The sequence below is a fragment of the Amycolatopsis sp. CB00013 genome (assembly GCF_001905755.1).
GTDB classification, from domain to species: Bacteria; Actinomycetota; Actinomycetes; order Mycobacteriales; family Pseudonocardiaceae; genus Amycolatopsis; species Amycolatopsis japonica.
The window spans coordinates 939,868-961,837 of record NZ_LIWC01000003.1 but is presented as its reverse complement, the minus strand read 5'-3'; the positions used below and the strand labels follow the sequence as shown (position 1 = coordinate 961,837).

Below are 21,970 nucleotides of genomic sequence, written 5' to 3'. Positions count from 1 at the left end.
GCATCGCACGCGGGCAAAGTCCCCTTCAGCTCACCTGACACGCGTCAGCGGGTCTTGTCCAAACGCGACAGTGTCTCTTCGTACCCCGAAACGAGTTCCGCGATCACGTCGGCGACCGGGCGCACCCGGTCCATCCGCCCGACGATCTGCCCCACCGGCATCGAGACCACGCTCGGATCCGCCGCGTGGTGGATCCGGTTGTGCGCGTGGGAGACCAAGAGGTTCTGCAACGGCATCGGCAACGGCTCGGGCGCGTCGGGCGCGGCCCACGCCTCGGTCCACCGCGTCTTGAGCAGCCGCGCCGGTTTGCCGGTGTAGATCCGCGTGCGGACGGTGTCGGACGACCCCGCCGCGACCAGTGCCCGCTGCATCGCTTCGGACTCCCCCATGGTCTGGAGGTATTCCTCGGTGGCGAGCCAGAAGGAGCCCATCCAGACCCCGGACGCGCCCAGCGCGAGCGCGGCCGCGACCTGCCTGCCCGAGCCGATCCCGCCCGCGGCGAGCACCGGGACCCGGTCGCCGACGGCGTCCACCACCTCGGGCAGCAGGACCATCGACGCGATCTCGCCGGTGTGTCCGCCCGCCTCATAGCCTTGTGCCACAACGATGTCGACGCCGTTGTCGACGTGCCGGACGGCGTGCTCGGCCTTGCCGGCCAACGCCGCGACCGGCACGCCCTTCGCGTGACATTGCTCGATGACGTCCACCGGCGGTGACCCCAACGCGTTGGCGATCAACCGGATCGGGTGTTTCAGCGCGACCTCGACATGGGACCGGGCGACCGAATGCAGCCAGCCCAGCACACCGGCGCGTTCGTCGGTGTCGTCCGGCAGCGGCGGCACCGCGAGGTCGCGCAGCGTCCGCTCCACGAAGTCGCGGTGCTCCTGCGGGATGTGCTTCGCGAGATCGATCGACGTCCCTTCGGCCGGGATCTTCGCCGGCATCACGATGTCGACGCCGTACGGCTTCCCGCCGGTGTTCTCGTCCATCCAGGACAGGACGGCGTCGAGTTCGGCCGCGTCGTTGAACCGCACGCAGCCCAGCACGCCGAGCCCGCCCGCCCGGCTGATCGCCGCGGCCACGTGCTCGGACGGAGTGAACCCGACGATCGGCAGGTCGATCCCGAGCCGGTCGCACAGAGACGTCCGCATGTAACTCCTTACGCCGGTTGGATGGTGATGGGTTCGTGCTCGGCGGCGTAGCGCTGGGCCCAGGGGTAGTCCGGCTTCCCGCTGGGCGAACGCCCGATCTCCTCCGCGAGCCAGAGACTGCGCGGCACCTTGTACCCGGCGATCTCGGTCCGCACGTGGGCTTCGAGCGCGGCGACGTCGAGTTCCTTGCCGGAGCGCGGCTGGATCACCGCGGCCACCCGCTGGCCGAGCCGGTCGTCGGGGATGCCGATGACGAGCGCGTCGAAGACGTCCGGATGCGATTTGAGCGCGCCCTCGACCTCTTCCGGGTACACCTTCTCGCCGCCGGTGTTCACGCATTGCGACCCCCGGCCGAGCAGGGTCACCGTGAGGTCTTCCTCATAGCGCGCGTAGTCACCCGGGACGACGTACCGTTTGCCGTCGATCTCGACGAAGATCTTCTCGGTCTTCGCGGGATCCTTGTAGTACCCCAGCGGGACGTGCCCGCGCCGGGCGATCAGGCCGATCGCGCCCGGTTTCGGCTCGACGAGCGCGCCGTCGTCGTCCACGAGGATCGCGTCCTTGCCGAAGTTGACCCGCGGACCGGCGGAATGATCGCTGTCCTTGCTGACCATGCCGATACCGGTGAACCCGCTTTCGGACGAGCCGATCGCGTCGGTGATCACCACATGCGGGAGCAGCGACAGGAATTCCTGCTTCACCGACTGGGAGAACAGGGCCGCGTGACTCGACACCGCCACGATCGACGACGCGTCGTAGTCACCCTCGCGATAGGCGTCGATCAGCGGCCGTGCCATCGCGTCGCCGACGATGGTGAGGACCTGGACCTTGTTGTCCTGCACGGCTTTCCAGACTTCGTGCGCGTCGAACCGCGGGACGAACACGACCGGGCTGCCGGTGAACAGCGCGCCGAACGCGGCCCACTGCGCGGCGCCGTGGATCAGCGGCGCGGCCGGGAGCCGGACCAGGCTGCCCGACTTGCCCTGTTCGGCGAGCGTCCACTCGTCCGGGACGTACTCGCCGGTGACGAAGTTGATGCCGCCGCCGAGCGCCCGCCAGATGTCCTCGTGGCGCCACAGGACGCCCTTGGGATAGCCGGTGGTGCCGCCGGTGTAGAGGATGTAGATGTCGTCGGCGCTGCGCTCGGCGAAGTCCCGCTCGGGCGAGCCTTCGGCGAGCGCGGCTTCGTAGTCCACGCCGCCGTAGGACGAGTAGTCGCCGTCGCTTCCGTCGTCGACGACGACAACGTGTTTCAGTTTCGGGGTTTCCGGCAGGACGGCGGCCACCTTGTCCGAATACCCGCGTTCGTGGACCAGCGCCACGAGGTCGGCGTTGTCGAACAGGTACCGCAGTTCGCCGTGGACGTAGCGGTAGTTGACGTTGACCGCGATCGCGCGCAACTTGTACGCGGCGATCATCGATTCCAGGGCCTCGATCGAGTTCCGGGAATAGACACCGATGTGGGATCCGGGTCCCACGCCGTGTGCGGCGAGGTGGTGCGCCAGCCGGTTGGCGCGCTCTTCCAATTCGGCGAAGGTGACCCGCCGATCGCCGCAGACGACCGCGATGCGCTCCGGCACGGCGTCGACGGCGTGCTCGAGTAGATCCGCGATGTTGAGTGCCACGTCCTCAAAGTAGAACATGTTATCGTTCTGGGCAATGGCCGCTCTACGGGAGGTTCAAGTGGGCGAACCGCACGCGCTGGTGGAAAAGATCGAACACACTCTCGTGGTCACGATGAACCGGCCCGAGGCCCGCAACGCGCTCAGCGGCGAGATGCTCGGGATCATGGTCGAGGCGTGGAACCGGGTCGACGAGGACGACGACGTCCGGTGCTGCGTGCTCACCGGAGCGGGTGGCGCGTTCTGCGCGGGCGCGGACCTGAAGTCGATGTCGAAGAACTCGCCGTCCGATTCGTTCGAGAAGGGCACTTTCGACCCCAGCAAGATCGAGGGGCTGCTGAAGGGGCGGCGGCTGACGAAGCCGTTGATCGCGGCCGTCGAGGGCCCGGCGATCGCGGGCGGGACGGAGATCCTTCAAGGCACCGACATCCGTGTCGCGGGCGAGAGCGCGAAGTTCGGCGTGTCCGAGGCGCGGTGGAGCCTGTTCCCGATGGGCGGTTCGGCCGTGCGGCTCCCCCGGCAGATCCCGTACACCGTCGCCGCCGACCTGCTGCTGACCGGACGCCACATCACCGCGGCCGAGGCGCTGGAGATCGGCCTGATCGGCCACGTCGTTCCGGACGGCAAGGCATTGGACAAGGCGCTCGAACTCGCCAGCCTCATCTCCGCGAACGGCCCCCTGGCGATCCGCGCGATCCTCAAGACGATGCGCGACACCGAGGGCATGCACGAGGAGGAAGCCTTCAAACTCGACGCCCAGTACGGCATCGAGGTCTTCGCGAGCGAAGACGCGAAGGAAGGCCCCCGCGCCTTCGCCGAGAAGCGCAAGCCCGTCTTCCGGGGCCGCTGACCCCCTGCGTTTCGTCCTCTGGATGCGGTAGTTCGCCGGCGAACTACCGCATCCAGAGGACGAAATGCGTCAGGGGGCGCGGTGACCTTCCCAGTACGGGTCGCGGAGCTTGCGCTTGTAGAGCTTCCCGTTCGGGTCGCGCGGGAGTTCGGGCAAGTAGTCGACGGAACGCGGAAGCTTGAACTTCGCCAGCCGCGACGCCGCGTACTCGAGGATCTCCGCGGTCAGCTCCTCGGAGGGCTCGACCCCGTCCGCGGGCTCGACGACGGCCTTGATCGCCTCGCCCCAGTCCTCGTGCGGGACACCGAACACCGCGACGTCGGCGATCTTCGGATGCATCACCAGTTCGCCCTCGATCTCCGCCGGGTAGATGTTGACCCCGCCCGAGATGATCAGATCCGCCTTGCGGTCGTGCAGGAAGAGGTAGCCGTCCTCGTCGAGGTGCCCGACGTCGCCGAGGGTGAACAGGTCCCCGACCCGCGCCTTGTCCGTCTTGGCCCGGTCCTTGTGGTACTCGAACTTCGAGTCGCCCATCTTCATGTACACCGTGCCGGTCTCGCCGGCGGGCAGTTCCGTGCCCTCGTCGTCGAGGATCTTGATCGTCGAACCCGGCCACGGCAGCCCGACCGAACCCGGTTTCTTCAGCCATTCCTCACCCGAGATCGCCGTCCCACCGCCTTCGGTGGCCGCGTAGTACTCGGTGACGACCGGACCCCACCAGTCGAGCATCCGGCGTTTGACCTCCAGCGGGCACGGCGCCGCGCCGTGGATCATCACGCGCAGCGAACTCAGGTCGTAGGCCGCGCGGACGTCGTCCGGCAGGGCGAGCAGGCGGCGGAACTGCGTCGGGACCATGTGGCTGTGCGTGACGCGGTGCCGGTCGATCAGCCGCAGCATGTCCTCCGCGTCCCAGCGGTCCATCAGCACCGCGGTATGGCCCAGCTGCAGGGAGATCGCGACGAAGTTGAGCACGGCCGTGTGGTAGAGCGGCGATCCGCACAGATGCACATGGGCGTCGTGCGGCGCCAGCCCGAAGATCCCGAAGAACCACGTCGACGCGGCCGGTACGGAGTCGGGGTCGGCACCGGTCAGCGGCCGCCGGACGCCCTTGGGCCGCCCCGTCGTCCCCGACGTGTAGAGCATCGGCGAGCCCGCCGTGCGCCGCTCCGGACGACCGTCGCCCTCACCGGAGCCGAGTTCCTCGATCCGGCGGAAGCCCTCGACGTCGCCGACGGCGAACCGGCCGCGTTCCGGGATCCCGGCCTCGTCGGCGGCGGCGATCGCGACGTCGGCGAACCGTTCGTGCGCGAGGAAGGCCTTGGCGCCGCTGTCGGACAGGATGTAGGCGACCTCCGGCGCGACGAGATGCCAGTTGACCACCACGATGTACAGACCGGATTGGATGGCGGCGAAGTAGGCCGCCACGAGTTCGTCGCCGTTGGGCTGCAGGACGACGACCACGTCCCCGGCCTCCAGCCCGAGCGCCTGCAGGCCCCGGGCGTACGCGTTCGCTTTCGCGGCGAGGTCCCCGTAGCCGATCGAGCGGCCGTCCGGATCGACGAGCGCGACCCGCTCGGGCTCCTGCGCGGCGATATTCCAGACCCCAAGGGTCCCGGTAGCAGTCGACATACCGCGAATCTAGAACGCGTTCCACTCAAGGGCAACCGCCAGCCAAGCCCACATGGCCGATCTTGCCGGAAAATCGAGAACATGTTTCACTCAGGATGTGAGCGCACCTGAACTCCCGCTGTCGGCCCCGCTCAACGTGGGCTTCGACTACACGCGTTCGGTCGGCCCGGTACTCGGCCGGTTCGTCGACGCCCTGCGCGAGCGCCGCGTCGAAGGCGTCCGGGGCAGCGACGGCCGCGTCCACGTGCCCCCCTTGGAGTACGACCCCGTGACCGCCGAAGCCCTGTCCGAGTTCGTCCCGGTGGCCTCCGAGGGCGAGATCGTCTCCTGGTCCTGGATCGCCGAACCCGTCGACGGCCAGCCGTTGTCGCGGCCGTTCGCGTGGGCGCTGATCCGGCTCGACGGCGCCGACACCTCGATCCTGCACGCCGTCGACGCGGGCACGCCGTCGAATGTCCACACCGGACAACGCGTGCGGATCCGCTGGGCGGACGAAACCGTCGGCCACATCCGGGACATCGCCTACTTCGTCCCCGCCGACGGGCCCGACACCGAACCCACCGAGGCGCCTCCCCCGGTCGCGAAACGCGAGGAGGGCGCGCCGGTCAGCGTGGTGATCACGCCGATCCACCTGCGCTACGAGCATTCCGCGTCACCCGAGGAAAGCCGGTACCTGCGCGGGCTCGCGGAGGGGAAGCTGATCGGCCAGCGCTGCCCGTCGTGCGAGAAGGTCTACATCCCGCCGCGCGGCGCGTGCCCGACCGACGGTGTGCCGACCACCGACGAGGTCGAACTGCCCGACACCGGCATCGTCACCACGTTCTGCATCGTGAACGTGCCGTTCCTCGGCCAGAAGATCAAACCGCCGTACGTGGCCGCGTACATCCTGCTCGACGGCGCGGACATCGCGTTCCTGCACCTCGTCCTCGGCTGCGACGCCGCCGACGTCCGGATGGGCATGCGGGTGCGCGCCTCCTGGAAACCGCGGGACGAATGGTGGACGTCGCTGGAGAACATCGGCCATTTCGAACCGACCGGCGAACCCGACGCGCCGTACGAATCCTTCGCCCACCATCTGTGAGGACCACCGTGCCAGATGTAGCAGTCGTGGGCTTCGCGCAGGCCCCCAAAGTCCGCAGCACCCCGGGCACCACCAACGGCGTGGAAATGCTGGTGCCGATCTTCGCCGAGGTCTTCGAGCGCACCGGTCTGTCCAAAGAGGACATCGGGTTCTGGTGCTCGGGTTCCTCGGACTACCTCGCCGGCCGCGCGTTCTCGTTCATCGCCGCGGTCGACGCCATCGGCGCCTTCCCGCCGATCCACGAGTCGCATGTCGAGATGGACGCCGCGTGGGCGTTGTACGAGGCATGGCTGAAGATCCGGATGGGCGAGGTCGACACCGCGCTGGTCTACGGCTTCGGCAAGTCGTCCGCCGGGCAGTTGCGGCGGGTGCTCGCCCTGCAGATGGATCCCTACGTCGTCGCGCCGTTGTGGCCGGATTCGGTAAGCGTCGCCGGGATCCAGGCGCGGCTGGGCCTCGAATCCGGACTGTGGTCGGAAAAGGACCTCGCCGAAGTCGCCGCGCGCAGCCGCGCCGACGCCGCCGGCAATCCCGCCGCGCAGCTCTCCGGAACGGTCGAAGTCGCGGAGCTGCTCGACGCCCCGTACTTCGCGGATCCGTTGCGAGCCCACGACATCGCCCCTATCACCGACGGCGCCGCCGTCCTCGTGCTCGCCTCGGCCGAACGGGCGGCGGACCTCGTCGACAGCCCCGCGGTCATCACCGGGATCGAGCACCGCGTCGACTCCCCCGCGCTCGGCGTCCGGGACCTCACCAAGTCGCCATCGACGGCGGCCGCCGGGCGGGCGCTCGACCTCGACGGCGTCGAAGTGGCCGAACTGCACGCGCCCTTCACGCATCAGGAATTGATCCTGCGTGAGGCACTCGGCCTCGGCGACCAGGTGCGGATCAACCCCTCCGGCGGCGTCCTGACCGGTAATCCGATGTTCTCGGCGGGACTGGCGCGGATCGGCGAGGCGGCGAACCGCGTCCTCGACGGCACCGCGCGCAAGACCCTCGCCCACGCGACCAGCGGCCCCGTCCTCCAGCAGAACCTGGTCGCGACCTTGGAGGTCCTCTCGTGAAGCACCTCGCGGCCGTACTGGGAACCGGCCAGACGCATCACAAGGCCAAACGCACCGACGTGTCCATGCCCGGCCTGCTCCGGGAGGCCATCGACCGGGCGATGCTCGACGCGGGGACCGGCTGGGACGACATCGACGCGGTCGTCCTCGGCAAGGCGCCGGATCTGTTCGAGGGCGTGATGATGCCCGAACTGTTCCTCGCCGACTCGCTCGGCGCGACCGGGAAACCGTTGCTGCGCGTGCACACCGCGGGTTCGGTCGGCGGGTCGACCGCGCTCGTGGCGGCGTCGCTGGTGCAGGCGGGCGTGCACAAACGGGTGCTGACCGTGGCCTTCGAGAAGCAGTCCGAATCGAACGCCATGTGGGGTCTGTCGATCCTGCCGCCGTTCCAGATGCCGGTGGGCGCCGGGGCGGGCGGGTACTTCGCGCCGCACGTGCGGTCCTACATCCGGCGGTCCGGCGCGCCCGACCATGTCGGCGCGATCGTCGCGGCCAAGGACCGCCGCAACGGCGCGCTGAATCCGTACGCGCATCTGCGGCAGGCCGACATCACGGTGGAGTCGGTGCAGGCGTCGCAGATGCTGTGGGATCCGATCCGCTACGACGAGACGTGCCCGTCTTCCGACGGCGCGTGCGCGATGGTGATCGGGGACGAGGCGTCGGGCGACGCCGTACCCGGTGGCGCCGCGTGGATCCACGCGACCGCGATGCGCACCGAGCCGACCACGTTCGCCGGACGCGACCAGGTCAACCCCCAGGCGGGCCGGGACGCCGCGGCCGCGCTGTGGCGCGACGCCGGGATCACCGACCCACTGTCCGAAGTGGACGCCGCCGAGATCTACGTGCCGTTCTCGTGGTTCGAGCCGATGTGGCTGGAGAACCTGGGGTTCACCGACGAGGGTCAGGGCTGGAAGCTCACCGAGGCGGGCGAGACCGCGCTCGGCGGACGGCTGCCGATCAACCCGTCGGGCGGGGTGCTCTCGTCGAACCCGATCGGCGCGTCCGGGATGCTCCGGTTCTCCGAAGCGGCCAAGCAGGTGATGGGCCGGGCCGGGGACTACCAGGTCGACGGCGCGCGGATCGCGCTCGGGCACGCGTACGGCGGCGGTTCGCAGTTCTTCTCGATGTGGGTGGTGGGGTCGGCGAAGCCGAGCTAAGAGCGACGCCGGGGCCGGAGGCGTTGCGCGGCCAAGGTCGCGACCACCCCGGTCACCGCGCCGACCAGCGCCGGCTTGAGCCCGTGCCGGTCGGGTGCCGCGACCACCGGCCGGACCACCACGGGAGGCGGAGGCTTCACCGGGTCCGGCGGGGCGTCGCGCGCGGTCGCCGTCCAGGCCGTCACGAACACCAGCATCCGCGCCACCAGCGAGATGAAGAAGATCAGACCGATGATGGAACCGAACGCGACCCCGGTCGGCGAGTTCCCGATCAGGCGCAGGTAGATCCCACCGGCCTGCTTCAGCAGTTCGAAGCCCAGCGCCAGCGCGACCGCGCCGCGCATCGCGCTGCGGACCCCGACCGGTTTCCGCGGCAACCGGGTGAGCACCCAGAGGAACACGAGCCAGTTCGCCAGCAGCGCCAACGGGATCGAGATCGCCGACAGCACGTTGTGGCCCCAGGCGGTGTCGTCGACCCCGGCCAGCCCCAGCAGATACCGGCCGAGCGCGGACCCCGAGATGGTGATGGCGAACGAGAGCAGCAGCGCGCTCGCGAGGCCGAGCAGCGCGAGCAGGTCCGCGGCGATCGTGCGCAGCAGCGGGAGATCCGACCGGTTCTGGCCCCACAGCGCGGTGAGCGCGTCCCGCAGCGAGTTCATCCAGTTCCAGCCGGAGTACAAGCCGATGATCAGACCGATGATCCCGACGCTGGTGCGCTGCTCGACGAATCCGGTGAGCAGCTCCCCCGCCTTGTCACCGAGGCCGCCGGGCAAGGTGCCGGTGATCGCGTTCAGCATCGACTCGATCAGCTGTGGCTGGCTCGCCAGCACGAAACCCGCCACCGAAACCGCGACCATGAGGATGGGCACCAGCGAGAACAGGCTGAAATAGGTGATCGACGCGACGTAGTGGTAACCGCCGTACTCGATGTAGCGGTTCACCGCCCGCGCCACGTGGTCCAGCCAGCGGTAGCGGGCGCGCAGCCGCTTCCATTTCGTCGATGCCTTCTTCTCCCTCACACGCCAATGTCTACCTCAGGCAGGTCACGGCTCGTGGGCAACACGCGATCAAGCGAGCCCGATCAGCCGCGAGCCGTCGTCCTCCGGCAGCGACGGGCCCGCGGTCGCCAGCACGGTGTTGCCGAGAAAGTCCAGCTCACAGCCGAGGGTGGAGAGGAACGCGGTGTCGGCGGCGTCCCGTCCGGTGGCGATCCGGCAGAGGCTCTGCCTCGGCGCGAGGCCGGTGGCGTCGAACACGTACCATCGGCCGTCGATCGCGGCCTCGAACACGGCGTGGAAGTCCATTGGGGACAGTCCGGGCGCGTAGACGGCGGCGAACCGGGCGGGGATGTCGAGCACGCGGCACAGCGAGATGCAGACGTGCGCGTAATCGCGGCAGACCCCTTCCCCGGCGAGGTAGGTGTCGACGGCGTCGTCGGTCGGCGAACCGGAACCGACCACATAGGACAGGTGCTCGCCCACGTGCCGGACGATCGCCTCCACCTGGGCGCGCGCGTCGGGCAGGCCGCCGAAGCGGGACAGCGCGAGCCCGCCCATCCGGTCCGAGGGGCAGTACCGGCTGGGCCTGGTGTAGCGGATGACGTCGTCCAGGCCGACGGGCTCGGCCTCGGCCGGGTCGAGCGTGCGTTCGGCCCGGTACCGCACGACGTGATCACCGGGCGGCAGATCGACGACCTGAGCCCGGGTCCCGTGTTCGAACGCCACCTGGCGCGGCGGCGCGGGATAGGCGAACTCCTCTTGCCCGGCCCCACCGGCGAGCGCGATCACGAACGCGGCGAGGCCGGGTTTCGTGACCCGGAAGGACATTTCGACGTCGACCTGTACGTGGGGACCCATGGCCCCATGGTGCCCCACGAGCGCGGTCGCGGCCGGTCAGGCGTAGCGGACCTGGTAGTGCTTGATCCCGTTGAGCCAGCTCGACCGGAGGCGGTCGGGCGGGGCGAGCTCGGCGATGTCCGGCATGACGTCGGCGATGGCGTTGAAGATCAGGTCGATCTCCAGCCGCGCGAGGTTGGCGCCGATGCAGTAGTGCGAACCCGTGCCGCCGAAACCGACGTGCGGGTTGTCCTCGCGGAGGATGTCGAACTTGTCCGGCTGCTCGAAGTGGTCCGGGTCGAAGTTCGCGGAGCTGTAGAACATCCCGACCCGGTCACCCTTGCGGATGTGCTGCCCGCCGAGTTCGGTGTCCCGGGTCGCGGTGCGCTGGAAGGCGACCACCGGGGTGGCCCAGCGGACGATCTCGTCCGGCGCGGTCTTCGGGCGCTCCTTCTTGTACAGCTCCCACTGGTCGGGGTGATCGAGGAACGCCTTCATCCCGTGCGTGATCGCGTTGCGCGTGGTCTCGTTGCCGGCGACGGCGAGGAGGATGACGAAGAAGCCGAACTCGTCCGACGCCAGCGATTCGCCGTCGACGTCGGCCTGCACCAGCTTCGTGACGATGTCGTCCATCGGGCATTTTCGGCGTTCTTCGGCCATGTTCCAGGCGTAGCCGACGATCTCCGCCGACGCGGCGAGCGGTTCTACCTCGTACTCGGGGTCGTCGTAGGAGACCATCTGGTTCGACCAGTCGAAGATCTTCAGGCGGTCTTCCTGCGGGATGCCGATCAGTTCGGCGATGGCCTGCAAGGGAAGTTCGCACGCGACGTCGACGACGAAATCGCCGGAGCCCTTCTTCTTGGCCTCGCTGACGATCCGCTCCGCGCGATCGCGCAGGGTGTCCTCGAGCTTCGCGATCGACCTCGGCGTGAAGCCCTTCGACACGATCCGGCGCAGCTTCGTGTGCTGCGGGGCGTCCATGTTGAGCAGGACCAGACGGTTGGCTTCGAGGCTGTCGTCGGTCATGTTCTCGTCGAACCGGATGATCGCGGTCTTCTCCCGCGAGGAGAACAGCTCGCTGTCCCTCGACACCGCCTTGACGTCATCGAGCCGGCTGACCACCCAGTAGCCGTCATCGCGGAAGCCCGCGGTGTTGTGCGGCTGAGGGTTCCACCAGACCGGTGCCGTGCGGCGGAGTTCGGCGAACTCCTCCAGAGGCAGTCTGGTGGCGTACAGATCCGGATCGGTGAAATCGAAACCGGCGGGGATCAGGGGAGCGGCCACGGGCTACCTCCTACGCGGTTCGCCAATGAAACACGTTCTAGACCCGATTGAAGCATACGGCGTTTACCAAGTGAAGAGTTTCAGTGAAACCCGTTTACTCGGCCCGCGCGGATCTTGCGATCCCTGCAAGAAGCGGGAACGGCGACCAGTGATCAAAATCCGGCCGACCCTGGGATCGCTTGCCCAAATCAAGAACGTGTTCTACTTTTCTCGGTAGTGAACAGTGTTTCCCAGGAGGCGAACGTGGGTAGTCCGGTGATCGTCGAGGCGGTCCGCACCCCTATCGGCAAGCGCAGGGGGCACCTGGCGGGGCTGCACGCCGCCGAGATCCTCGGCGCGGCGCAGCGCGCCCTGCTCGAACGCGCGGGCGTGGATCCAGCGCTGGTCGAGCAGGCGATCGGCGGCGCCGTGACCCAGGCGGGCGAGCAGGCGGGCAACGTCACGCGCACGGCGTGGCTGCACGCCGGGCTCCCGGAGACCACGGGCGCGACGACCATCGACGCCCAGTGCGGCTCGGCGCAGCAGGCGACGCATCTGATCGCCGGGCTCATCGCGGTGGGCGCGATCGACGCCGGCGTCTCGTGCGGTGTCGAGGCGATGAGCCGGGTCCCGCTGGGCGCGAACCGCGGCGAGGGCATCGGCACGCCGCGGCCCCAGTCGTGGTCGATCGACATGCCGAACCAGTACGGCGCGGCCGAGCGGATCGCGGAACGCCGCGGGATCACCCGTCTCGACGTCGACCGGTTCGGGACCGAGTCGCAGGCCAAAGCCGCCGCCGCGTGGGCCGCGGGGCGTTTCGACCGCGAGGTCGTCGCGGTGAAGGCACCCGTGCTCGGCGAGGACGGCACGCCGACCGGCGAGACCCGGCTGGTGTCGCGCGACCAAGGGCTTCGCGACACGACCGTCGAAGGCCTCTCCAAGCTCAAGCCCGTCCTCGAAGGCGGCGTGCACACGGCCGGGACGTCGTCGCAGATCTCCGACGGCGCGGCCGCGCTCCTCCTGATGGACTCGGACCGGGCCAAGGCACTGGGCCTCAAGCCGCGAGCGCGGATCGTCTCGCAGGCTTTGGTCGGCGCGGAGCCGTACTACCACCTCGACGGCCCCGTGCAGGCGACCGAACGCGTCCTCGCCAAGGCGGGGATGACGATCGGCGACCTCGACCTCTTCGAAGTCAACGAGGCGTTCGCTTCGGTCGTGTTGTCGTGGCAGCGGGTACACCGGCCCGACGAGGCCAAGGTCAACGTGAACGGTGGCGCGATCGCGCTCGGGCATCCCGTCGGCAGCACCGGCGCCCGCCTGCTGACCACGGCGTTGCACGAACTGGAACGCCGCGACGCGAGCACCGCGCTGGTGACGATGTGCGCCGGCGGCGCGCTTTCCACCGGCACGATCATCGAACGGATCTAGTTCGAGCCGACCTCGACCACCGGACCGTTGTCCGGCCTCGCGAGCCTTTTGAGCCCCTGACCCTCCTTCCAGAAGTCGAAATAGATGGTGTTGCCCTCGACCCAGGTCAGCACCGCCTCGGTGAGGTCGAGCCGGAAGACGTGCGCCTCCCCGTCGTCACCCTGCAGGCGGGCGACCTCCGCCGGATCGGTGATCTCGACGGCCTTTCCCGACACCTTCGCGTCCGCGCCGCCCTCGTCGATCGCCGAGGCGGCGTGGATCGCGAATCTGCCGTCGTGCTGCAGATCCTTCGCCTTCATCGCGCCGATCATCGAACCGATCAGCAGGTCCTGCTCACGGAAATCGACCTCACTGCCACTGACCCGGGGCGAGCCGTCCCGCCGGACCGTCGCCAGCACATGCGACTTCGCCGCGGTGAACCGTTCCTTGATCTTCTCCGCCAGCGCGGGTGCCTCTTCACTGAACTGCTGCCACGTCGCCATGCGCACCAGCGTCCCACCGGGGTCCGACAGTTTCGAGCGGTCAGGGCCGCGGCGCCCCCATCGGGTTCGGCAGCGGGATCGCGCCGGTGTCGAAGATCCGGCGGCTCAGCGGGACGGCGATCCGCACCAGCTCGGCCACCCCGTCCTCCCCCAAGGCGTCGAGCGGGCCGGCGGCGAGTCGATCGGTCTCGTCCTCGATCCGTTGGCGCAGCTCGATTCCCGGGCCGGTGAGCTGGAGATCGCCGTCGAGGATTCCCCGTTCGGACAGCCGCGCGACACTCGCGTCCCACTCCTCGTCGGACCAGCCACGGTTGATCTGGATGACCTCGCGGGTCACCGCCCCGCTGCCGATGTGGGTCAGTGTCGTGTCGAGCCCGCGCAGCCCGGCGGTGACGGCGGAGAGCACGTGACCGTCCCCGCGATGCTCGCGCAGCACCGTCGCCGCGAGCCAGACCCGGCCCGTCGTCGTCGCGGGCCTGGCGACCGAGGACCAGGCGGCGGCGAGCGGCCTGGCCGCGTAATCGCAGCCGGTGACGGCCTGTTCGAGCAGATCGGCGAGTTCCCCGAGAGGCGCGTCGGCGGGAAGGATCCGGTTCAAGGCTTCCTCGACGGCCTCCAACCGGCTCTGGAGGACGACCTCCGGTTCGGCGTATTTCCACGCGTCGGGCAGGGATCGCGCCACCATCCTCGGCGCGAACCCGAAGAGCATCGCGGTCGCGGGTGGTTCCGGCAGCGGCCCGAGCGGGGCGACCCGGCCGGCGAAGTAGCCCATCCACCAGCCCGGCAGTCCCGCCGCCTTGGCCGCGGCCGCGGTCTCCGGGGCGAAGTAGACGACGGCGTGCAGCGGCTCGACCGCTTCCCAGAGACGGCGCTGAGGTGACTTCACTCCCCCATCTTGCCTGGCCGAAAACCGGATGCGGCGCTTCGCGACATGGTGTGTGATCACGAGATGGTGATCAGCTTGGAGAAGCCGGGACCCGACGGACTGAACGAGGCCGTCGAGGCGCTGCGCGAGTGGCAATCCGAAGGCGTGGCTTGGCAATTGCATCCCGGCGACCTCGGCTGGTACTGGCGTAAAGGCACGGCCGCGACGGCCGAGGCGGTCCGGATCTGGCGCCGGGACGGCCGGATCCTCGCTGTCGGGTTTCTCGACGGGGCCGACCTCCTGCGGCTCACGACCGCGCCGGACGTCCGCCGGGACGAGGAACTGGCGCAGCGTGTGGCCGAAGACGTGGCGGCGCCCGAGCGTGGTGTCCTGCCGTCCGGGCAGGTCTCCGTCGAGGCGCCGATGGACGCGTTGCTCCAGGACGTGCTGCCCGGACACGGCTGGCACGTCGACGAGGAAGAGCCATGGACGCCACTGAGCCTCGACCTCACCGAACCGGTGAAGGCCCCCGACCTGCGGATCGAGACGGTCGGACCCGATCTGGCGGCCGCGTGGGCCGACGTGATCGGGGCGGCGTTCGGCGGATCGACGTTCACCGCCGAAACGTGGCGGACGATGGCGGCCGCGGCGCCGTACGCCGATGCCCGGTGCCTGCTCGGCTTCGACGACCGAGGTGACGCCGTCGCGGCGGTGGCCGTGTGGTCGGCCGGTCCCGGCAGGCCAGGCTTGCTCGAACCGATGGGCGTGCACCAGGACCAGCGCGGTCACGGATACGGCCGGGCGATCACCGTCGCCGCGGCCGCCGCGCTCCAGGAACTCGGATCGTCGAGCGCGGCCGTGAACACCCCCAGTTCCAACGTCGGCGCCGTGACGACCTACAAATCGGGCGGGTTCCGGCCGTGGCCCGAGACCCGGGACCTGACGCGAAACGCCTCGTGAGCGAAGGCGTGATTCGCGTGATCAGAGACGTGACTCGCGTGATGGGAAGCCGCACTCGAGTGTTCCGCCGCTGATCACGTGAGTTCCGGCTTCGATCACGTGAGTGCGGTGCCGTAAACGGGTTCAGGCACGGGAGCGTCCGCCAGAAGTTCCGCCACGACGGGACCGAGTTCACCCGGCGACCACCGGGAACCCTTGTCCCGCACCGCGCCGTGCCGCCAGCCCTGCGCGATCGAGACCCGTCCGCCGTCGACCTCGAACACGCGGCCGGTGACCGCGGACGACTCCTCGCTGCCGAGCCACACCACCAGCGGCGACACGTTTTCCGGGGCCATGGCGTCGAAACCGTCGTCCGGGGCGGCCATGTCGTCGGCGAAGGCGACTTCGGTCATCCGGGTGCGGGCGGCCGGCGCGATCGCGTTCACGGTGACGCCGTAGCGCGCGAATTCGGTCGCCGCGACCAGCGTGAGACCCAGGATGCCGGACTTCGCGGCCGCGTAGTTCCCCTGTCCGACGCTGCCGAGCAGGCCGGCCCCGGAGCTGGTGTTGATCACCCGCGCCACCCGGGTCCGGCCCGCTTTCGCCTCGGCCCGCCAATATTCGGCGGCGTGCCGCGTCGGCGCGAAATGCCCCTTCAGGTGGACGCGGATGACGGCGTCCCATTCGTCCTCGCCGAGGTTGACCAGCATCCGGTCGCGCAGGAAACCCGCGTTGTTGACCAGGACGTCCAGCCCGCCGAAGGTCTCGACGGCCGTCCGCACCAACGCCGCGGCGCCGTCCCAGGAAGCGATGTCGTCGGTGTTCGCCACCGCTTTGCCGCCGAGCGCCTCGATCTCGTCGACGACGTCCTGCGCGGGCCCGGCCGATCCGCCGCTTCCGTCGATCCCGGCGCCGAGGTCGTTCACCACCACCCGCGCGCCCTCGGCGGCGAACGCGAGCGCGTGCGCCCGTCCGATACCGCGACCGGCTCCGGTCACCACCACGATCCGGCCGTCGGCGATCCCGCTCACACCGGCTCCTTTCGTTCTTTCACCAGGGAATTGGAAGCGGCGAGGAAGGCAGGCACCTCTCCCCCGCCATGGACGGTGAGGCAGGCTCCGCTGACATAGGAGGCCAGCGGGGACGCCAGGAAGACCGCACAGGAACCGATCTCGTCCGGATCCGCCAACCGTCCTAACGGGACGGTCGCGCCCACGGCCTCGATGCCCGCCTCGTCGCCGTAGTGCAGATGCGAGTGCTCCGTCCGCACCATGCCGACGTCGAGCCCGTTGACCCGCACCTTCGGCGCCCACTCGACGGCGAGCGACGCGGTCAGGTTGTCCAGGCCGGCTTTGGCCGCGCCGTAGGACGCCGTCCCCGGCGACGGTCTCGTCGCGCTGACGCTGCTGATGTTCACGATGACGCCGCCGCTTTCCTGCTCCTGCATGACGGCGTTCGCCGCACGCGCGACGGCCAGCGGCGCCAGCAGGTTCAGCGCGACGATCTTCTCGTGGAACCGAGGCGACGCGTGCGCCGCCTCGGCGTACGGCGCGCCGCCCGCGTTGTTGACCACCACGTCGATCCTGCCGTGGCGCCGGACGATCTCCTCGATGAGCGCGTCGACCTCGCCCGCGTCCCGGACGTCGCAGGAGATGAAGGTCGACGCCTTCTCCCCGGCGCACACCGGCCGCTCGGGTTCGGTGCGGGCGCAGGTGACGACTTCGGCGCCGGCGCGCAGGAAAGTCCTGGTGACACCGGCGCCGACGCCGCGGACCCCACCGGTCACCAGCACCACGGCGCCATCGAGCCGGAGTTCGAGTGCCATGCCGGGCCTCCTTCACGGTCGCTGTACCCGGGCCGGACGTCCTGCTAACGTACCAAGCAAGTGCTAGGTTTGGTAGCGGAGAAGGGTGCCCGATGACCGTTTCCACCCACTCACCAGAGCCCGGCATCGCCGTGGTCACGGTCGACGCGCCCCCGGTGAACGCGCTGAGCGTGAAGGGATGGTTCGCCCTCGCCTCCGCCGTCACCGACGCCGGGCGCGACCCCGCGACCCACGTGGTGGTGCTGCGCGCGGAAGGCCGCGGGTTCAACGCGGGGGTCGACATCAAGGAGATCCAGCGCGATCCGGGCTACGGCGCGCTGATCGGCGCCAACGAGGGCTGCGCGGCGGCGTTCTCCGCGGTGTACGACTGCGCGGTCCCGGTGATCGCCGCGGTACAGGGTTTCTGCCTCGGCGGCGGGGTCGGCCTGGTCGGCAACGCGGATGTCGTGGTCGCCAGTGACGACGCCACTTTCGGGTTGCCCGAGGTCGATCGCGGCGCGCTGGGCGCGGCGACCCATCTCGCGCGCCTGGTCCCCCAGCATCTGATGCGGGCCTTGTACTACACGGCTTCCACGATCACCGCGGCCCAGTTGCACCACCACGGTTCGGTGTACGCCGTCGTCCCGCGGGAGGAACTCGACGAAACCGCGCTCGGCGTCGCGCGGCAGATCGCGGCGAAGGACACTCGCGTGATCCGCGCCGCGAAACAGGCCATCAACGGCATCGACGTCCAGCCCGTGCACCGCAGCTACCGCTTCGAGCAGGGATTCACCTTCGAGCTCAACCTGGCGGGCGTTTCGGACGGCGCGCGCCAGGAATTCTTGGACGGTAAGGGGAAGTGATGGCCGACAAGCGGATGACGCCGGACGAGATCGTCGCCGAACTCGAGGACGGCATGACGATCGGGATCGGCGGCTGGGGCTCGCGGCGCAAGCCGATGGCGCTGGTGCGCGCGATCCTGCGCTCGCCGGTCAAGGATCTCACCGTGGTCTCCTACGGCGGTCCGGACGTCGGGTTGCTGGCGTCGGCGGGCAAGCTCAAGCATCTCGTCTTCGGCTTCGTCACGCTCGACACGATCCCCTATGACCCGTGGTTCTCGCGGGCGCGGGAATCCGGGTCGATCACCGTCACGGAACACGACGAAGGCGTGTTCGGAACCGGTCTTTCCGCTGCCGCGCAACGACTTCCGTTCCTGCCGACGCGGGCGGGCCTCGGCTCCGGCGTCATGGATCTGAACCCGTCGCTGCGCACCGTCCGTTCGCCGTACGACGACGCCGAAGAACTGCTGGCCGTGCCCGCGCTCAAGCTCGACGCGGCGTTCGTCCACCTCAACCGCGCCGACGCCCGGGGCAACGCGCAGTACCTCGGACCGGATCCGTACTTCGACGAACTGTTCGCCCTCGCCGCCGACAAGTGTTACGTGTCCACGGAAAAGATCGTCGAGACGGCCGAGCTCACCGAAGCGGGCCCGGTGCAGAGCCTGCTGCTGAGCCGGATGCTCGTCACCGGGGTGGCCGAAACGCCGAACGGCGCGCATTTCACCACCGCCGTCCCGGACTACGGCCGCGACGAACGTTTTCAGCGCCACTACGCCGCATCGGCCAAGGACCTCGACGCGTGGCCGGAATTCGTCGACAGGTTCCTGTCCGGGGACGAAGCGCACTATCAGAAGGCCGTCGCCGAGTTCGGGGAGTCCGCGTGAGTGACATCAGCCGTGCCGAGGTGGCCGTCGTGGCCTGTGCCGAATTATTCCGCGGAGACGGCGAAATCGTGGTGAGCCCCATGGGGTTCATCCCGTCGCTGGGCGCGCGGCTGGCCAGGCTGACGTTCGAGCCGGACCTCCTGCTGTCCGACGGCGAGGCGTACCTGATGACGCCGGACGCCGTCGTCGAAGGCTGGCAGCCGTTCCGCAAGGTCCTCGACACCGTGGTGCCGCGCGGAAAGCGGCACGTGGTGATGGGCGCCAACCAGATCGACGGCGAGGGCAACCAGAACATCTCGGCGATCGGCGACCATTCCCAACCCAAGAAACAACTTCTCGGCGTACGCGGCGGGCCGGGCAACACGGCCAACCACCGCACGAGCTACTGGGTTCCCAGGCACGGCAAGCGGGTTTTCGTCGATCAGGTCGACGTCGTGTCCGGCGTCGGTTACGCCAGGGCGCGCGAAGCCGGCTTGCGGCACCACGACGTCCATCGGGTCGTCACCAACCTCGGAGTCCTGGACTTCGGCGGCGAAGACCACGCGCCACGGCTGCTTTCCGTACACCCAGGGGTTTCCGTGGACGAGGTCGTCGAGGCGACGTCGTTCCCGCTGAGCACCGACGGCGTCACCGAGACCCGGCCGCCGACCGAGTCGGAACTGCTCCTGATCAGGACCAGCCTGGACCCGAAGTCCCTGCGGGACAAGGAAGTTCCGTCATGAAGACGGCGCTGACCGAACTGGCAGGCATCAAGCACCCGATCGTGCAGACCGGGATGGGCTGGGTCGCCGGGCCGCGGCTGGTGTCCGCGACGGCGGAAGCGGGCGGCCTCGGCATCCTCGCGTCCGCCACGATGACCTACGACGAGCTGGCGGCGGCGATCAAGGAGGTCAAGAGCCGCACGTCGAAGCCGTTCGGGGTCAACCTCCGCGCCGACGCCGAGGACGCCGCGCGCCGGGTCGAGCTGCTCATCACCGAGGAAGTCCGCGTCGCGTCCTTCGCGCTCGCCCCGAAGAAGGACATGATCGCGCGGCTCAAGGACAACGGCGTCCTCGTCGTCCCTTCGGTCGGCGCGGCCAGGCACGCGGAGAAGGTCGCGGGCTGGGGTGCCGACGCCGTCATCGTGCAGGGCGGCGAGGGCGGCGGGCACACCGGCGGGGTCGCGACGACACTGCTGCTGCCCTCGGTACTGGACGCGGTCGACATCCCGGTGGTCGCGGCGGGTGGCTTCTTCGACGGGCGGGGGCTGGCCGCCGCGCTCGCCTACGGGGCGGCCGGGGTCGCCATGGGCACCCGGTTCCTCCTGACGAGGGAAAGCACCGTCCCCGACGAGATCAAACAGGCGTACCTCGCCCGTGATCTCAACGGCACCGTCGTCACCCGCAAGGTGGACGGCATGCCGCATCGCGTGCTCCGGACGGAACTGGTCGACGCGCTCGAATCCGCCGGTCCGGTGAGCGGGCTCGCCCGTGCCGCCCGCAACGCCGCGAAGTTCCGGAAACTGACCGGGCTGTCGTGGCGTTCGCTGGCCACCGAAGGACTGCGGATGAAACGCGGCGGCGACCGGACGTGGTCCCAGGTCCTGATGGCCGCCAACACGCCGATGTTGCTGCGCGCCGGCCTGGTCGAGGGCGACCGGAGCGCCGGTGTGCTGGCGTCCGGGCAGGTCGTCGGGCTGCTCGACGACCTGCCCGCGGTCGGCGACCTGATCGAGAAGATCGTCGCCGACGCGACCGGCATCCTGCGGCGGCTGGCCTCGGAGTGAGCGGCCGGGCGCGCTGTGCTTGACTTCGGCCATGATCTCGGAGAGTCGTTGTCCGGTCGAGGACGGTGAGCTGTACGTCCGCAGCACCGGCGAAGGGCCGCTTCTGCTCCTGATCGCGGGCGGGCTGGGCTCGGCGGACACCTTCCGGGCGATGACGAAGCTGCTCGCGGACGACTACACCGTCGTCACCTACGACCGGCGCGGCCACTTCCGCAGCACGGACACCAGCACCGGCCCGGTCAGCGTGCCGAAGCAGGCCGACGACGCCCACGCGGTGCTCCAGCACGTCGGCGGCGGCCCCGCGAGTGTGTTCGGGACCAGCGCGGGCGCCATGATCGGCCTCGACCTCGTCGCCCGCTACCCGGACGCCGCGACGATGCTGATCGCGCACGAACCGCCCGCCATCCAGCTGCTGCCCGACGCGCTCGGCTGGCTGGACGAGGCCAACGCGCAGGTCCGGCTCGCCCAGGCGGGCGACCTGATGGGGGCGTTCAAGCGGTTCACCGACGGGATCGCCGGTGCCGCGCTGCCCGAACTGCGCGCGATCCGGCTGCCGAACGAGGAGGACTGGAAGCGGCTGTTCGGCCGCGAGCTGGCCGAGATCCTCGACTATCTTCCCGATCTGCGGGCCCTGCGCCGGAGCAGGACCGAGATCGTCCCCGTCGCTGGGGTCGGCAGCCGCGGGCACTACCACTACCAGCCCGCGAAGGTTCTCGCGCTGGAGCTGGGGTTGCCGTTCACGGAGGTCCCCGGCGCGCATCTGGCGCCGCAGCGGAACCCGGCTCAGTTCACCGAAGCGTTGCGGGGTTTGCTCGAAGGCTGAGTCACGGCATCAGCGGCAGCTTCCCGACCAGCTTGTCGATCCGGTTGCGCGGGCCGACGATGCCGATCGCGCAGTAGTCCATCTCCTCGGTCGGGATCTCCTTCATCGTCGCGAGGAAGTCGGTGTAGACCCGGATTTGCTGGGCGACGGCGGGCATGTCGGCGACGTGGCAGCCCGGCGAGGCCGCGGCCTTGGCGCGGATGGCCCGCAGCTTCCCGGCGTCGGCCGACAGGATCGAGCAGCCGATCCAGGGCAACCCCGTGTAGTGCTCGCCGCCGGCGTCGACCGCTTCGTCGCCGAGGAGCCCGGTGACGCCCCGCGCGGTGGCGACGGCGGTGCAGACCGCCGCGTTGACCGCGCGGCCGGGCGGCAGCTCGCTGTTGACCACGATCACCCACTTCAGCCGGGCCGACCGGGTGGACGCGGTGAAGTCGATCTCCTCGGGGGCGAATCCGATGGCCGTACCGTACTCGGACATTCAGCTGGTCT

At 69.6% G+C, this 21,970-nt stretch carries 22 protein-coding genes; 11 read left to right on the top strand and 11 right to left on the bottom strand.

The window, feature by feature from the left end; translation table 11 throughout:
* Positions 1–44: 44 nt before the first annotated feature.
* Together AMK34_RS24095 and AMK34_RS24090 are read right to left on the bottom strand one after the other, a co-directional pair.
* Positions 45–1,151 carry an NAD(P)H-dependent flavin oxidoreductase gene (locus tag AMK34_RS24095; protein WP_037343648.1) on the bottom strand — a complete coding sequence of 369 codons (1,107 nt, stop codon included), beginning with the start codon at positions 1,149–1,151 and terminating at the stop codon, positions 45–47.
* A gap of 8 nt (positions 1,152–1,159) precedes the next feature.
* Positions 1,160–2,776, bottom strand: a complete 1,617-nt coding sequence (locus AMK34_RS24090) for an acyl-CoA synthetase (RefSeq protein WP_179948471.1) — start codon at positions 2,774–2,776, stop codon at positions 1,160–1,162.
* Positions 2,777–2,834: 58 nt separating this feature from the next.
* Here AMK34_RS24090 and AMK34_RS24085 point away from each other — a divergent pair, with 58 nt between their 5' ends.
* Positions 2,835–3,623 (top strand): crotonase/enoyl-CoA hydratase family protein, encoded by a 789-nt coding sequence (locus AMK34_RS24085; protein ID WP_073846864.1) that lies wholly within the window; start codon positions 2,835–2,837, stop codon positions 3,621–3,623.
* Between the two features lie 69 nt (positions 3,624–3,692).
* On the opposite strand, the gene AMK34_RS24080 is transcribed toward AMK34_RS24085, so the two are convergent.
* Positions 3,693–5,252: an acyl-CoA synthetase gene (locus AMK34_RS24080; protein ID WP_073846863.1), complete on the bottom strand. Its 1,560-nt coding sequence runs from the start codon at positions 5,250–5,252 to the stop codon at positions 3,693–3,695.
* Between the two features lie 52 nt (positions 5,253–5,304).
* Between AMK34_RS24080 and AMK34_RS24075 the strand changes: the two genes are divergently transcribed.
* From AMK34_RS24075 to AMK34_RS24065, 3 genes are read left to right on the top strand one after another with little or no spacing between them, the layout of a single operon-like run.
* Positions 5,305–6,333 carry a Zn-ribbon domain-containing OB-fold protein gene (locus AMK34_RS24075; RefSeq protein WP_073846862.1) on the top strand — a complete coding sequence of 343 codons (1,029 nt, stop codon included), beginning with the start codon at positions 5,305–5,307 and terminating at the stop codon, positions 6,331–6,333.
* Positions 6,334–6,341: 8 nt separating this feature from the next.
* Positions 6,342–7,397, top strand: a complete 1,056-nt coding sequence (locus tag AMK34_RS24070; protein WP_073847172.1) for a thiolase domain-containing protein — start codon at positions 6,342–6,344, stop codon at positions 7,395–7,397.
* Positions 7,394–8,554: a thiolase domain-containing protein gene (locus tag AMK34_RS24065; protein WP_073846861.1), complete on the top strand. Its 1,161-nt coding sequence runs from the start codon at positions 7,394–7,396 to the stop codon at positions 8,552–8,554. The genes AMK34_RS24070 and AMK34_RS24065 overlap by 4 nt, the downstream gene beginning before the upstream one ends.
* Here the strand turns inward: AMK34_RS24065 and AMK34_RS24060 are convergent.
* From AMK34_RS24060 to AMK34_RS24050, 3 genes are read right to left on the bottom strand one after another with little or no spacing between them, the layout of a single operon-like run.
* Positions 8,551–9,573, bottom strand: a complete 1,023-nt coding sequence (locus tag AMK34_RS24060) for a YhjD/YihY/BrkB family envelope integrity protein (protein ID WP_073846860.1) — start codon at positions 9,571–9,573, stop codon at positions 8,551–8,553. The genes AMK34_RS24065 and AMK34_RS24060 overlap by 4 nt on opposite strands.
* 48 nt (positions 9,574–9,621) lie before the next feature.
* Entirely contained in the window at positions 9,622–10,410 is a 789-nt protein-coding gene (locus tag AMK34_RS24055; RefSeq protein WP_073846859.1) for a transglutaminase-like domain-containing protein, read from the bottom strand.
* Positions 10,411–10,446: 36 nt separating this feature from the next.
* Positions 10,447–11,673 (bottom strand): cytochrome P450, encoded by a 1,227-nt coding sequence (locus AMK34_RS24050; protein WP_038515933.1) that lies wholly within the window; start codon positions 11,671–11,673, stop codon positions 10,447–10,449.
* Positions 11,674–11,916: 243 nt separating this feature from the next.
* Here AMK34_RS24050 and AMK34_RS24045 point away from each other — a divergent pair, with 243 nt between their 5' ends.
* Complete coding sequence (locus AMK34_RS24045) at positions 11,917–13,080, top strand: steroid 3-ketoacyl-CoA thiolase (protein WP_038515935.1); 1,164 nt, start codon at positions 11,917–11,919, stop codon at positions 13,078–13,080.
* Here the strand turns inward: AMK34_RS24045 and AMK34_RS24040 are convergent.
* Both AMK34_RS24040 and AMK34_RS24035 read right to left on the bottom strand, forming a co-directional pair.
* Positions 13,077–13,562 (bottom strand): pyridoxamine 5'-phosphate oxidase family protein, encoded by a 486-nt coding sequence (locus AMK34_RS24040; RefSeq protein ID WP_073846858.1) that lies wholly within the window; start codon positions 13,560–13,562, stop codon positions 13,077–13,079. The two genes, AMK34_RS24045 and AMK34_RS24040, sit on opposite strands and share 4 nt — an antisense overlap.
* A 40-nt stretch (positions 13,563–13,602) precedes the next feature.
* Complete coding sequence (locus AMK34_RS24035; RefSeq protein WP_073846857.1) at positions 13,603–14,448, bottom strand: SCO6745 family protein; 846 nt, start codon at positions 14,446–14,448, stop codon at positions 13,603–13,605.
* A 63-nt stretch (positions 14,449–14,511) separates the two neighbouring features.
* Between AMK34_RS24035 and AMK34_RS24030 the strand changes: the two genes are divergently transcribed.
* A complete protein-coding gene (locus AMK34_RS24030) occupies positions 14,512–15,387 on the top strand; it encodes a GNAT family N-acetyltransferase (protein WP_143202568.1) in 876 nt (291 codons plus the stop codon).
* Between the two features lie 95 nt (positions 15,388–15,482).
* On the opposite strand, the gene AMK34_RS24025 is transcribed toward AMK34_RS24030, so the two are convergent.
* Both AMK34_RS24025 and AMK34_RS24020 read right to left on the bottom strand, forming a co-directional pair.
* On the bottom strand, positions 15,483–16,397 hold the full coding sequence (locus tag AMK34_RS24025; RefSeq protein ID WP_038515946.1) for an SDR family oxidoreductase: 915 nt from the start codon (positions 16,395–16,397) through the stop codon (positions 15,483–15,485).
* Positions 16,394–17,191 carry an SDR family oxidoreductase gene (locus tag AMK34_RS24020; protein ID WP_038515948.1) on the bottom strand — a complete coding sequence of 266 codons (798 nt, stop codon included), beginning with the start codon at positions 17,189–17,191 and terminating at the stop codon, positions 16,394–16,396. Before AMK34_RS24020 ends, AMK34_RS24025 begins: the two co-directional genes overlap by 4 nt.
* A gap of 92 nt (positions 17,192–17,283) precedes the next feature.
* Between AMK34_RS24020 and AMK34_RS24015 the strand changes: the two genes are divergently transcribed.
* The 5 genes from AMK34_RS24015 to AMK34_RS23995 are packed head-to-tail and all read left to right on the top strand — an operon-like array spanning position 17,284 to position 21,481.
* The gene (locus tag AMK34_RS24015) at positions 17,284–18,033 is read left to right on the top strand and encodes an enoyl-CoA hydratase family protein (protein ID WP_073846855.1); all 750 of its coding nucleotides are present in this window, start codon (positions 17,284–17,286) and stop codon (positions 18,031–18,033) included.
* The gene (locus tag AMK34_RS24010; RefSeq protein ID WP_073846854.1) at positions 18,033–18,893 is read left to right on the top strand and encodes a CoA transferase subunit A; all 861 of its coding nucleotides are present in this window, start codon (positions 18,033–18,035) and stop codon (positions 18,891–18,893) included. Before AMK34_RS24015 ends, AMK34_RS24010 begins: the two co-directional genes overlap by 1 nt.
* A complete protein-coding gene (locus AMK34_RS24005; protein ID WP_073846853.1) occupies positions 18,890–19,615 on the top strand; it encodes a CoA-transferase subunit beta in 726 nt (241 codons plus the stop codon). The genes AMK34_RS24010 and AMK34_RS24005 overlap by 4 nt, the downstream gene beginning before the upstream one ends.
* A complete protein-coding gene (locus AMK34_RS24000; protein ID WP_073846852.1) occupies positions 19,612–20,658 on the top strand; it encodes an NAD(P)H-dependent flavin oxidoreductase in 1,047 nt (348 codons plus the stop codon). Before AMK34_RS24005 ends, AMK34_RS24000 begins: the two co-directional genes overlap by 4 nt.
* 31 nt (positions 20,659–20,689) lie before the next feature.
* Complete coding sequence (locus AMK34_RS23995) at positions 20,690–21,481, top strand: alpha/beta fold hydrolase (RefSeq protein ID WP_037343618.1); 792 nt, start codon at positions 20,690–20,692, stop codon at positions 21,479–21,481.
* 1 nt (position 21,482) lies between these two features.
* On the opposite strand, the gene AMK34_RS23990 is transcribed toward AMK34_RS23995, so the two are convergent.
* Positions 21,483–21,959, bottom strand: a complete 477-nt coding sequence (locus tag AMK34_RS23990; RefSeq protein WP_073846851.1) for a DUF2000 domain-containing protein — start codon at positions 21,957–21,959, stop codon at positions 21,483–21,485.
* Between the last annotated feature and the right edge of the window lie 11 nt (positions 21,960–21,970).

Excerpts from the sequence above, each read along its gene's own strand:
- AMK34_RS23995 (WP_037343618.1), top strand. The coding sequence starts at position 20,690 with ATGATCTCGGAGAGTCGTTGTCCGGTCGAGGACGGTGAGCTGTACGTC.
- AMK34_RS24055 (WP_073846859.1), bottom strand. The coding sequence starts at position 10,410 with ATGGGTCCCCACGTACAGGTCGACGTCGAAATGTCCTTCCGGGTCACG.
- AMK34_RS24040 (WP_073846858.1), bottom strand. The coding sequence starts at position 13,562 with ATGGCGACGTGGCAGCAGTTCAGTGAAGAGGCACCCGCGCTGGCGGAG.
- AMK34_RS24000 (WP_073846852.1), top strand. The coding sequence starts at position 19,612 with ATGAAGACGGCGCTGACCGAACTGGCAGGCATCAAGCACCCGATCGTG.
- AMK34_RS24015 (WP_073846855.1), top strand. The coding sequence starts at position 17,284 with ATGACCGTTTCCACCCACTCACCAGAGCCCGGCATCGCCGTGGTCACG.
- AMK34_RS24075 (WP_073846862.1), top strand. The coding sequence starts at position 5,305 with ATGGCCGATCTTGCCGGAAAATCGAGAACATGTTTCACTCAGGATGTG.
- AMK34_RS24080 (WP_073846863.1), bottom strand. The coding sequence starts at position 5,252 with ATGTCGACTGCTACCGGGACCCTTGGGGTCTGGAATATCGCCGCGCAG.
- AMK34_RS24095 (WP_037343648.1), bottom strand. The coding sequence starts at position 1,151 with ATGCGGACGTCTCTGTGCGACCGGCTCGGGATCGACCTGCCGATCGTC.
- AMK34_RS24020 (WP_038515948.1), bottom strand. The coding sequence starts at position 17,191 with ATGGCACTCGAACTCCGGCTCGATGGCGCCGTGGTGCTGGTGACCGGT.
- AMK34_RS24030 (WP_143202568.1), top strand. The coding sequence starts at position 14,512 with ATGGTGATCAGCTTGGAGAAGCCGGGACCCGACGGACTGAACGAGGCC.
- AMK34_RS24010 (WP_073846854.1), top strand. The coding sequence starts at position 18,033 with ATGGCCGACAAGCGGATGACGCCGGACGAGATCGTCGCCGAACTCGAG.
- AMK34_RS23990 (WP_073846851.1), bottom strand. The coding sequence starts at position 21,959 with ATGTCCGAGTACGGTACGGCCATCGGATTCGCCCCCGAGGAGATCGAC.